This window comes from Bacillus sp. B15-48 (genome assembly GCF_016879755.1).
GTDB lineage: Bacteria > Bacillota > Bacilli > Bacillales > Cytobacillaceae > Mesobacillus_B.
This window is the reverse complement of sequence record NZ_WOFU01000011.1, coordinates 68,864-81,360: the sequence shown is the minus strand read 5'-3', so window position 1 is coordinate 81,360 and position 12,497 is coordinate 68,864. Positions and strand designations below refer to the sequence as shown.

The 12,497-nt window shown below is 39.8% G+C and carries 10 protein-coding genes and 1 other annotated feature (1 of these 11 cut by a window edge); all 10 genes read left to right on the top strand.

Annotation, left to right across the window (positions count from 1 at the left end; all coding sequences use genetic code 11):
• Positions 1-1,075 precede the first annotated feature (1,075 nt).
• Positions 1,076-1,486, top strand: a complete 411-nt coding sequence (locus GNT69_RS22355; protein WP_239094414.1) for a CtsR family transcriptional regulator — start codon at positions 1,076-1,078, stop codon at positions 1,484-1,486.
• 25 nt (positions 1,487-1,511) lie between these two features.
• On the top strand, positions 1,512-2,051 hold the full coding sequence (mcsA, locus tag GNT69_RS22350) for a protein-arginine kinase activator protein McsA (protein WP_203557207.1): 540 nt from the start codon (positions 1,512-1,514) through the stop codon (positions 2,049-2,051).
• A gap of 2 nt (positions 2,052-2,053) precedes the next feature.
• Entirely contained in the window at positions 2,054-3,139 is a 1,086-nt protein-coding gene (gene mcsB / locus GNT69_RS22345; RefSeq protein ID WP_203557206.1) for a protein-arginine kinase McsB, read from the top strand.
• Between the two features lie 5 nt (positions 3,140-3,144).
• Positions 3,145-5,586: an ATP-dependent protease ATP-binding subunit ClpC gene (clpC, locus tag GNT69_RS22340; protein WP_203557205.1), complete on the top strand. Its 2,442-nt coding sequence runs from the start codon at positions 3,145-3,147 to the stop codon at positions 5,584-5,586.
• A gap of 130 nt (positions 5,587-5,716) precedes the next feature.
• Positions 5,717-7,096 (top strand): DNA repair protein RadA, encoded by a 1,380-nt coding sequence (gene radA, locus GNT69_RS22335; protein ID WP_203557204.1) that lies wholly within the window; start codon positions 5,717-5,719, stop codon positions 7,094-7,096.
• Between the two features lie 3 nt (positions 7,097-7,099).
• A complete protein-coding gene (disA, locus tag GNT69_RS22330; protein ID WP_203557203.1) occupies positions 7,100-8,173 on the top strand; it encodes a DNA integrity scanning diadenylate cyclase DisA in 1,074 nt (357 codons plus the stop codon).
• A 183-nt stretch (positions 8,174-8,356) separates the two neighbouring features.
• Complete coding sequence (locus GNT69_RS22325; protein ID WP_203557202.1) at positions 8,357-9,442, top strand: PIN/TRAM domain-containing protein; 1,086 nt, start codon at positions 8,357-8,359, stop codon at positions 9,440-9,442.
• 19 nt (positions 9,443-9,461) lie between these two features.
• Positions 9,462-10,157, top strand: coding sequence for a 2-C-methyl-D-erythritol 4-phosphate cytidylyltransferase (ispD, locus tag GNT69_RS22320; protein WP_203557201.1), 696 nt, complete (start codon positions 9,462-9,464; stop codon positions 10,155-10,157).
• A 114-nt stretch (positions 10,158-10,271) separates the two neighbouring features.
• Entirely contained in the window at positions 10,272-10,748 is a 477-nt protein-coding gene (gene ispF / locus GNT69_RS22315) for a 2-C-methyl-D-erythritol 2,4-cyclodiphosphate synthase (RefSeq protein WP_203557200.1), read from the top strand.
• Between the two features lie 52 nt (positions 10,749-10,800).
• Positions 10,801-12,255, top strand: a complete 1,455-nt coding sequence (gene gltX, locus GNT69_RS22310) for a glutamate--tRNA ligase (RefSeq protein WP_239094409.1) — start codon at positions 10,801-10,803, stop codon at positions 12,253-12,255.
• Between the two features lie 67 nt (positions 12,256-12,322).
• Positions 12,323-12,497 (top strand) — a binding site (T-box leader); it runs 52 nt beyond the window's last position.

Sequence of the window (12,497 nt, the reverse complement as noted above, 5' to 3'; positions counted from 1 at the left end):
TGGTAGTTGGGGGATTCCCCCTGTGAGAGTAGGACGTTGCCAGGCACTAAAAAAAGAACAGCTGAAAAGCTGTTCTTTTTGTGTTACAGGAAATGGTATTTTTACTAATTAGATTAGAGTACAAGCAAATGAACCGTTTTTTATTACTAGTACTTGGATAATAATTAGCTTTTTTGATAGATAATGCTGGTAATCGACTTTTTTATACGAGTACTGGGATTAAAGTTTCCTTTTTAATCCGAGTAGTAGGAATATAAATGGTAATTTTACGGTAAAACCCTATGTTTAATCCGAGTACTAAGATTATTTCTCCCTATTTTATCTTCATATAACCAGTACTAGCATTATTTTTATGAATTTAATCCCAGTACTCAGATTAAAATTCCTTAAAAAAATCACTTAATCCAAGTACTCGGAATAAACCAGCATGCAAATCGCACTTAATCCAAGTACTCGGAATAAACCATCACGCACAACCCACTTAATCCAAGTACTCGGAATAAACCATCACGCACAAATCGCACTTAATCCAAGTACTCGGAATAAACCATCACGCACAAATCGCACTTAATCCAAGTCCTCGAAATAAACCATCACGCACAAACCGCACTTAATCCAAGTACTCGGAATAAACCATCACGCACAAATCGCACTTAATCCAAGTCCTCGAAATAAACCATCACGCACAAACCGCACTTAATCCAAGTACTCGGAATAAGCCATCACGCACAAATCGCACTTAATCCAAGTACTCGGAATAAACATCCACCAAAACCCACTTAATCATAGTATCCAAACTAAAAACCACACATCCAACTACTCAAAATAAACTCAGTGAAAACCCACGCAAATCGAAATAAATAAGTATTTGTCGAACGAAAGTCTAATTACATATTTTATGCAGAGGAGCCGTTAAATATTAAAAAATCTGGGCAAAATAACAATAGCACATGAATTGCATAGGACCTGTATTTTATGTATAATTAATGTCAAAGATAGTCAAAGTCAGATTGGGGGAGGTTTAGTGAGGAATATATCGGACATCATTGAAAACTACCTTAAAACGGTATTGGAGATGAGTGAAGAAGATATCGTTGAAATAAAGCGCAGTGAAATTGCCGATAAATTTGAGTGCGTGCCGTCCCAAATCAATTATGTCATTAATACTAGGTTTACCATTGAGCGTGGCTATATTGTAGAAAGCAAACGCGGTGGTGGAGGATATATTCGGATTATAAAAGTGAAAACGAATGATGATGCCCAATTAATTGACCAACTGTTAATGCTTATTCAGCATAGAACCCCACAAGCCATTGCAGAAAACATCATTCTTCGACTTGTAGAAGAAAATGTGATTACAAGAAGAGAAGCGAAAATTATGCAAAGTGTCTTAGACCGCTCCATTCTCCACATAGAACTACCTCAAAGAGACGAACTGCGCTCAAGGATGCTAAAAGCGATGCTTACAGCAATAAAATACAAATAAAGTTTTGCATTTGCGAGGTGAAAACATGATATGCCAAGAATGTAATGAAAGACCTGCTACATTGCATTTTACGAACTTTAGCAATGGTGAAAAAACAGAAATTCACCTTTGTGAAAGGTGTGCGCAGGAAAAAGGCGAGATGTCTTGGCTGAGTCAAGGCCCTGGCTTTTCAATTAATAATTTACTCCAAGGGATCTTAAATATTAAATCTTCCTTTCAGGAACAATCAAAGGATCCGTTCAAGCAAGAGACCATTCTTCAGTGTGAACGTTGTTCCATGACTTTTCCACAATTTGTTAAGGTTGGGAGATTTGGTTGTGCCAATTGCTATGATACCTTTCGTGAACACTTAACTCCTGTCTCGCGGAGATTGCATAGTGGAAATTCTATTCATAATGGAAAAATCCCACAGCGTATAGGTGGAACATTGCAATTGCAAAAAAATATTACAAATTTAAAACAAACACTAAATGAACTGATTGCAAAAGAAGAATTCGAGAAGGCAGTTGAAGTACGAGATCAAATTCGCTCCTTAGAAAAAAGATTAGCAGAGGGAGGGGAATAGGGATGTCTTTGGAACGATTTATAAATCAGGCAGTTAGCTCTTGGATGAGTGAAGACGGACCAAATTCGGATATTGTTCTAAGCTCCCGTATTCGCTTGGCGAGGAATCTGCGAGATATGACGTTTCCTACTTTGTCCTCTAGGGAGGAAGCAGAAGCTGTCGTCCATTCAATTGAAGACCGAGTAAACATCAGCAGTGAGTTTCCTGAGCACGGAAAACTAGAACTACTAATAATGGATGAGATTCAACCGTTGCAAAAAAGAGTGTTAGTCGAAAAACATTTAATCAGTCCCAACTTGGCTGAAAACTCTTTATATGGTGCGTTCCTTTTATCAGAAAATGAAAAAATAAGTATAATGATTAATGAAGAGGACCATATTCGAATCCAGTGCTTGTTTCCAGGTATGCAACTGTCTGAAACGTTAAAAGTCGCGAATGAAGTTGATAACTGGTTAGAAGAAAAATTGGATTATGCATTTGATGAACAATTCGGGTATTTAACGAGCTGTCCGACGAATGTTGGGACGGGGTTAAGGGCTTCCGTCATGATGCATTTACCAGGGCTTGTGTTAACGAGGCAGATGAATCGAATCTTACCTGCGGTCAATCAATTAGGTCTTGTTGTTAGAGGGATTTATGGGGAAGGAAGCGAAGCTCTTGGTAATATATTTCAGATATCGAACCAAACAACGTTAGGAAAATCTGAAGAGGATATTGTCGAGGATTTAAATGGAGTTGTCTCTCAGCTAATCTCTCAGGAAAGAGCCGCTAGAAATGCATTAGTAAAAACCTCGAACATACAATTAGAGGATAGGGTATACCGTTCCTATGGGACGTTAGCAAATAGCAGAATTATTGAAACAAAAGAAGCAGCGAAATGTCTTTCAGATGTGCGTTTAGGAATTGATATGGGATATATTAGAGACATATCAAAAAATATTTTAAATGAGTTAATGATTTTAACACAGCCAGGCTTTTTACAACAATATGCAGGGGGACCACTTCGCCAGGATGAAAGAGATATCCGTCGAGCGGCATTAATACGAGAAAGAATAAAAATGGAAAAAAATGAAAACGCGGGAGGTTGAGCTTTATGATGTTTGGACGGTTTACTGAAAGAGCGCAAAAAGTGTTAGCATTAGCACAGGAAGAAGCAATACGCCTTGGTCATAACAATATTGGAACAGAACATATTCTTCTAGGTTTAGTAAGAGAAGGAGAAGGGATTGCCGCAAAAGCTCTTTACGGCTTAGGTCTTGGTGCTGAGAAAATCCAAAAGGAAGTAGAAAATCTGATTGGCAAAGGACAAGAAGGGTCACAAACGATCCATTACACACCTAGAGCAAAAAAGGTCATTGAACTTTCAATGGATGAAGCGAGAAAGCTAGGACACTCATATGTGGGAACAGAGCATATCCTCCTTGGCCTTATTCGTGAAGGAGAGGGAGTAGCAGCTCGTGTTCTAAATAATTTAGGCGTTAGCCTTAATAAAGCGCGCCAGCAAGTACTACAGCTTTTAGGAAGCAATGAGTCATCTAGCCATCAAGGCAGTGGAAATGCTGTGAATGCGAATACACCGACACTAGATAGTTTAGCACGCGATTTAACTGTGATTGCTCGCGAAGGAAGCCTAGATCCAGTAATCGGGAGAAGCAAGGAAATTCAGAGGGTAATTGAGGTTTTAAGCCGCAGAACAAAAAATAATCCAGTTCTCATCGGTGAGCCTGGTGTAGGGAAAACTGCAATTGCAGAAGGGCTTGCACAGCAGATTGTAAACAATGAAGTCCCAGAAATCCTCCGTGATAAAAGGGTTATGACTCTTGATATGGGAACAGTTGTTGCGGGAACAAAATACCGCGGTGAGTTTGAAGACCGCTTAAAGAAAGTAATGGATGAAATTCGCCAAGCGGGAAATATTATTTTATTTATTGATGAGTTGCATACATTAATTGGTGCAGGTGGTGCAGAAGGGGCTATCGATGCATCGAATATTTTGAAACCATCACTCGCGCGCGGTGAGCTTCAATGTATTGGGGCAACAACGCTCGATGAATATCGTAAATATATTGAAAAAGATGCTGCTTTAGAAAGACGTTTCCAACCAATTAGGGTCGATGAGCCAACAGCAGAAGAATCTGTTCAAATTTTAAGAGGGCTAAGAGATCGCTATGAGGCACATCACCGCGTCTCGATCACAGATGAGGCAATTGAGGCAGCTGTTAAACTCTCAGATCGTTATATTTCAGATCGGTTCTTACCGGATAAAGCGATTGATTTAATTGATGAAGCAGGTTCAAAGGTTCGCCTTCGTTCTTATACAACACCACCAAATTTAAAAGAACTTGAACAAAAACTTGAAGAAGTTCGCAAGGAAAAAGACGCATCTGTTCAAAGCCAAGAGTTTGAAAAGGCAGCTTCCTTAAGAGATACGGAGCAGCGTTTACGTGAGCAATTGGAAAATACGAAGAAAACATGGAAAGAAAAGCAAGGACAAGAAAACAGCGAGGTCACAGTTGAAGATATTGCTAGCGTAGTCTCCAGCTGGACGGGTGTTCCAGTCTCGAAGCTAGCTGAGACAGAAACAGAAAAGTTGTTAAAGCTTGAGGAAATTCTCCACTCACGGCTAATTGGGCAGGCAGAAGCCGTTAAAGCTGTTTCAAAGGCAGTCCGCCGTGCGCGAGCAGGCCTTAAAGATCCAAAACGCCCAATTGGTTCGTTTATCTTCCTTGGACCAACTGGGGTAGGAAAAACGGAATTGGCTCGTGCGCTTGCTGAAGTGATGTTCGGTGATGAAGATGCGATGATTCGTGTTGATATGTCTGAGTATATGGAAAAACACTCGACCTCTCGTCTTGTCGGCTCCCCGCCAGGATATGTCGGCTATGAAGAAGGCGGTCAATTAACGGAGAAAGTTCGCAGAAAACCATATTCTGTCGTTCTATTAGATGAAATTGAAAAAGCCCATCCAGATGTGTTTAACATATTGCTACAAGTTCTTGAGGACGGACGTTTAACGGATTCTAAAGGACGCACAGTCGACTTCCGTAACACGGTGCTTATCATGACATCGAACGTAGGTGCAGAGGCATTAAAGCGTAACAAATATGTCGGCTTTAATATTCAAGATTCAGATCAAGACTATAAGGATATGAAAGGAAAAGTAATGGACGAATTGAAACGGGCATTCCGTCCTGAATTCCTGAATCGTATCGACGAAATCATTGTCTTCCATGCGCTTGAAAAAGAACATTTAAAACAAATTGTTACACTCATGTCAGATCAATTAATGCAAAGGCTTAGCGAACAAGATATTTATTTACAATTAACAGACGCTGCAAAAGAGAAAATTTCTGAAGAAGGGTATGACCCAGAATATGGTGCTCGCCCACTTCGCAGAGCCATTCAGAAACATATTGAGGACCAGTTATCTGAAGAGCTGTTAAAAGGAACGGTTCTTAAAGGTCAAAAGGTTACTATTGATGTAGAAGATGGAGAGTTTACTGTAAAATCACCTGAGAAGTCAATGAATAAATAATTTTTAAAATTAGTAAGGGAACTTTATGATAAAAGGTATACGTAGAAACGATTACGTATACCTTTTTTATTACAGGGATAAAAGGAACGAAAATATTGGTAGTCTTTTGGCAGGAAGTGAGAGGAACGATATGGCGAAGCGAAAAATAAAATTTATTTGCCAAGAATGTGGTTATGAGTCACCTAAATGGATGGGAAAATGTCCTGGTTGCGGTGTGTGGAATAAAATGGTTGAGGAGACGGAAACGGTCGGCACAGGCCGTAGGGGGGCCTTTGCACATTCAAGCAATACTGGCATTGCGGCAAAGGCGATGCCAATTACAAAGGTTGAAACTATGAATGAACCGCGCATTCAAACAGAATTGAAGGAATTAAACCGTGTATTAGGCGGTGGGGTTGTTAAAGGATCCCTAGTGCTTATCGGTGGAGACCCAGGCATCGGGAAATCGACGTTATTGCTACAAGTATCCTTTCAATTAGCTAAAATTGGTCATACGGTTCTCTATATTTCTGGCGAAGAATCGATGAAGCAAACGAAACTTCGTGCAGAAAGGCTGAACATAACATCTGAAAATCTCCTCGTCTATTCGGAGACAAACTTGGAAGAAATTAGCCGAACGATTGAGAACTTATCACCAGATTTTGTTATTGTTGATTCGATACAAACTGTTTTTCACCCAGATGTAACCTCTGCACCTGGGAGTGTCTCACAAGTTAGGGAATCGACAGCTGAATTAATGCGGATTGCTAAAACAAAAGGAATCGCCATTTTTATTGTCGGCCATGTGACGAAAGAAGGGTCCATAGCTGGGCCTCGTATCCTTGAACATATGGTTGATACGGTTCTTTATTTTGAAGGGGAGCGGCATCACACGTATCGAATTTTACGTGCTGTAAAAAACCGATTTGGTTCAACGAACGAGATGGGGATTTTTGAAATGAAGGAAAAAGGTCTTGAAGAAGTGGCAAATCCATCCGAAATCTTTTTAGAGGAGAGATCACAAGGGGCCTCAGGATCAACGGTTGTCGCCTCAATGGAAGGAACAAGACCTGTGCTAGTTGAAATTCAAGCGCTTATTTCACCGACTAGTTTTGGAAATCCAAGAAGAACAGCTACGGGAGTTGACTCTAATCGTGTTAATTTGTTAATGGCTGTTTTGGAAAAGAGAGTCGGCCTGCTGTTGCAAAATCAAGATGCCTATTTAAAGGTAGCTGGGGGAGTTAAATTAGATGAGCCAGCGATTGATTTAGCTGTTGCAGTCAGTATTGCCTCCAGTTTCCGTGATAAGCCGACACGTGCTACCGACTGTATTATTGGTGAAGTAGGCCTCACAGGCGAAGTGCGGCGTGTCTCACGGATTGAGCAGCGGGTTCAAGAGGCGGCAAAACTCGGTTTCGAAAGGATTATCCTGCCAGAAAATAATCTCGGTGGCTGGAAAGCTCCAGAGGGAATCACGCTCATAGGCGTATCAACGATTGGTCAGACATTAAAAGTCACGCTGGAGGGATAAAAATTGGAAAATAACCGGACAGAAGACAAAAGCTTAGGTGATATTTTACAATTTATTGCCCCGGGGACGCCATTAAGGGAGGGAATTGATAATGTCCTTCGGGCTGGAACAGGTGGCCTCATCGTTGTTGGATACAATGAAAGGGTTCAGAAGTTGGTTGATGGCGGCTTTGAAATCGACTGCAGATTTAGTTCAAGCTCATTGTATGAGTTGGCGAAAATGGATGGGGCAATTATTTTAAATGAAACTGGCAGCAGAATCTTGCTCGCAAATGCGCAACTTGTCCCGGACCCTTCCATTCCCTCATCAGAAACGGGAATGCGTCATCGGACAGCGGAACGTGTAGCAAAACAATCAAAAACGCTCGTTGTTGCGATCTCACAGCGAAGGACAGTAATTACTCTTTACCAAGGGAATTTAAAATACTCTTTAAAAGATATTTCGGTCATTTTAACAAAGGCGAACCTCGCAATTCAAACGCTAGAAAAATATAAAATCGTCCTTGAGCAAAGCATTAACAATCTTGGACTACTCGAATATGAAGAGCTTGTGACTTATAATGATTTGCTTCAAGTGTTGCATCGTTTTGAGATGGTGTTGCGAATTAAAAATGAACTGCTTGCCTATTTAAGTGAGCTAGGTGTAGAAGGGCGGCTCATTCGTCTGCAAATGAAAGAATTGATAACAGGTATGGAAAAAGAAGGGGTTCATCTTATTAAAGATTATCTATACGATAAAGAAATTAATGCAGAGGATGTTTTAGTTCGATTTCAGGAATTGGCGAAATCAAGCGCTGTGGAAGATACGATTATATTAAAATTACTCGGGTTTCATGGCTATGTCCACCTTGAGGAGGCGATTTACCCACGCGGATATCGGCTATTGAATAAAATCCCAAGGCTCCCGCCAATCATTATTGAAAATCTGATTAAGCAATTTGGAAAATTCTCAGCGATTAATGCAGCGACAGTTAGTGAATTGGATGAGGTTGAGGGGATTGGTGGGATAAGGGCTAAGAAGATTAAGGCTGGTTTAAAACGGATTTTTGACCAACTTATATCAGATCGTCGGATGTAAGCAACCCATTTGACAGCCTTTAAGCCCAGTGCTACTTTTAACAAAGAGTAGGAAAAAGATGCTATAAACGTATTACAATTTGATGTTAAAGATTTCATTCTGTTAATAAATATTAAAATTATCATTAGGTAAAGGTTTCAAATTAAGAATATTGTTTATAATGTTAATTAAGGAGGTGAAGGAATGTTAAGACGGATCATTCAAGCCTGCTTCCTCATTATCGGAGGAACGCTTGGGATTTTCTTAATACCTGATTTATTATCATTAATTAATCTTGAGTATAATCCTTTTATTGCGAATTCGTATGTATCTGCTTTACTTGGTGCACTTATTTTTTATTTACTTACCTTTTGGGCAGTCGATTATGTAACCAATTTTATTAAGTGGTTAGAGGAAGCTTTAATTAGAGCGCCGATTCTTGATTTAGTTTTTGGCGGCGTCGGTTTGTTTTTCGGTTTAATCATTGCTTATTTAGTTGGTTTTGCCTTTAATGCAATCCAAGTTCCAGTTTTTAATACGGTTGCACCGATTTTATCTACACTATTATTAGGTTATTTAGGGTTTCAAGTCGGTTTCAAAAAACGCGATGAACTGCTTGTCCTCTTTGCTAACCGTAAAAAACGGGTCGGAGATGAGGAGGAAAACGAGAAAAATCAAACTAGTAACTGGAAAATCCTCGACACAAGTGTAATAATTGATGGGAGAATTGCGGATATCTGCCAAACTGGCTTTCTTGAAGGCATAATTGTCATCCCACAATTTGTTTTAGAGGAATTGCAGCATATTGCTGATTCATCTGATGTGCTGAAACGAAATCGTGGGCGCCGTGGCCTCGATATTCTTAATCGCATTCAGAAGGAAGTGAATATCCAAGTGGATATTTATGAAGGCGATTTTGAAGAGATTCATGAAGTGGATTCTAAACTAGTTAAGCTTGCGAAATTAACAACCGGTGTCGTTGTTACAAATGATTTTAATTTAAATAAAGTATGTGAGTTGCAAGGGGTATCTGTCCTAAACATTAATGACCTCGCCAATGCGGTTAAACCTGTCGTTCTTCCTGGAGAAGAGATGAGCATTCAAGTAATCAAGGATGGGAAGGAACAGAATCAGGGGATTGCCTATTTGGATGATGGCACAATGATTGTTGTCGAAGAAGGAAGAGATTATATCGGCAAACGAATTGATGTTCTTGTTACAAGTGTACTACAGACCTCTGCCGGCAGAATGATTTTTGCGAAACCGAAGTTATTAGAAAAAGCACTGTAGATAGATAGGAGTTTTCATTATGGCTTACCAAGTCGTGATTCCGGCTGCTGGTCAGGGGAAAAGAATGGGTGCAGGGAAAAATAAGCTTTATATTACACTTGAAGGCATTCCTGTGTTGATTCATACATTACGCATTTTTGATGAAGATGAACAATGTGATGGAGTGATCCTAGCGATTCATCGAGATGATGAGGAAGGCTTTAAGGATCTGTTAAAAACGTATCAAATTAAAAAGGTCACAGAACTAGTGTATGGAGGAAAGGAACGTCAGAATAGTGTCTTTAATGGTATAAAGACCATTCATTCCGACGGAATTGTTCTTGTCCATGATGCGGCAAGGCCTTTTATTAAAAAATCAACCATTCATAAGCTTGTGCAAGCTGCTGAGGAGGATGGTGCGGCAATCGTTGCTGTTCCAGTAAAAGATACGGTTAAAAGAGCAGAAAATCTCCAAGTAACAGAAACAATTGAGCGTTCCAGCTTGTGGGCTGTCCAAACCCCACAAGCTTTTCGCGTTTCTCTTGTCTTGCAAGCCCATGAACAGGCAGAAACGGATCAATTTATTGGAACCGATGATGCAAGTCTTGTTGAAAGGCTTCATCAGAAAGTCGTTATTATTGAAGGCGATTATGATAATATTAAACTGACAACACCTGAAGATATTTATTTTGCTGAGGCAATTTTAAAGAAAAATCGCCGATTGGCAAACCCTTAGATGTAGGCCGATTGCTTTTTCTATTGGATTGGACTTATTCGTTAGAAAAAATAAGCTTAAAAAAACAGCATCATTTAGGTGACTGATTGAATTTTTGCAAAGGAGTAAATGTTGATGTTTCGAATTGGACAAGGTTTTGATGTACATCAGTTGGTTGAAGGTCGACCATTGATTATTGGCGGCATTTCCATCCCTCATGAAAAGGGATTGCTTGGACACTCGGATGCGGATGTTTTGTTGCATGCGATTACAGATGCCTGTTTAGGAGCGATTGGGGCAGGAGATATTGGGAAACACTTTCCAGATACAGATCCAAAATTCAAAGACGTAGACTCGAGTAAGTTACTAAAGAATGTGTTTGAGCTTGTAAAAAAGGATGGATATCAGCTCGTTAATATTGATTGTACAATTATTGCCCAGAAGCCAAAAATGGCTCCGCATATCGATACGATTAAGGGAAAAATTGCTGAGTTGCTTGAAGGTGAACTTGAGCAAGTAAATGTAAAAGCGACCACGACTGAGAAGATTGGGTTCGTTGGGCGAGAGGAAGGGATTGCGGCCCAAGCGGTTATTTTGCTACAAAAGCTTTAAGAAAGATAGAAAGACGAATGAATATAGATTTGCTGAGTTGAGGAGGATGTTTATGTCAAATATACGTGTTCGTTATGCCCCAAGTCCGACGGGTCATTTACATATAGGAAACGCTCGTACAGCCCTTTTTAATTATTTATTTGCCCGCAACCAAGGTGGAAAATTCATTATTCGCATTGAAGATACCGATCTAAAGCGAAATATTGAGGGCGGAGAACAAAGTCAACTGCATTATTTAAAGTGGTTAGGAATCGATTGGGACGAAAGTATTGATGTGGCTGGCGAGTACGGCCCTTATCGTCAATCGGAGCGGATTGCTATTTATGACCAACACACAGCGCAGCTATTTGAAAAGGACCTTGCTTACAAATGTTATTGTACCGAGGAAGAGGTAGAAGCAGAACGTGCTGCACAAATGGAAAAGAATGAAACCCCTAAATATTCAGGCAGGTGTCGTCATTTATCAGAACAAGAGAGAAAGCAGTTTGAGGCGGAAGGACGTAAGCCGAGCATTCGTTTTAAAGTACCTGCAGGTAGAATTCTTAAGTTTAATGATATCGTCAAAGAAGACGTGGCCTTTGAATCGGATGGTTTTGGGGACTTTGTCATTGTGAAAAAAGATGGAATTCCAACTTATAATTATGCGGTCGTTATTGATGATCACTTAATGAAAATATCTCATGTTCTTCGCGGAGATGACCATATTTCCAATACACCGAAACAATTATTGATTTATGATGCTTTTGGTTGGCAGCCACCAATCTTTGGTCATATGACATTAATCGTGAATGAAAGCAGAAAAAAATTAAGCAAACGTGACGAGTCGATTATTCAATTTATTGAGCAATATAAGGAATTAGGGTATTTACCAGAAGCGTTATTTAATTTTATTGCCTTGCTAGGTTGGTCACCATCAGGGGAAGAAGAAATATTCTCGCAAGAAGAGTTCGTCGAACAATTTGATCCAGCACGTCTATCTAAATCGCCTGCATTATTTGATCGTCAAAAGCTTACTTGGATGAACAATCAGTATATGAAAAAAGCAGATGTTGAAAAAGTAATTGAATTGTCCTTGCCCCATTTAATAAAAGCAGGGAAGGTGAAGGCGACTAGATCTGAAGAAGAAGAACGATGGGTAAGGAGTCTCATCTCACTTTATCAGGAGAAAATGAGTTATGGGGCTGAAATCGTTGAAATGTCAGAAATCTTTTTCCAAGAGGAATTAAGTTTTGAAGCAGAGGCGAAGGAAGTTTTGGCAGGAGAACAAGTACCAGAAGTAATGCAAGCTTTCCTTCAAGAAATTGAGGCTCTCCCAGAATTCACAGCGGCTGAAATTAAAAAGGCTGTAAAAGCAGTTCAAAAAGGAACAGGTCATAAAGGACAAAAGTTATTTATGCCGATCCGCGCAGCAGTGACTGGCCAAACGCATGGTCCTGATTTAATGTTGGCGATGGAACTACTCGGAATCGAAAAGGTAAAAAATCGTGTCAAAAATCTGCTCGTCTAGAAATATTTTGAAATAGGTAGTTAACATTACGTTGAAAATATAATATAGTAAAAGTAAATTAAAGAGCATGAAAGTGTTGATGAGGAGAAGTAAAAAAATGATGCTTTATAGAGAGAACCATCACCGGCTGAAAGTGGTTTAAGCCTCTCATTTTTTGAAATGCACCTCTGAGCCTCTAAATGAACGGATGAATTCCTAGTAGTTTAGGGCGGGCCCTCCCGTTAACAGGTCAAGTTGAGGTT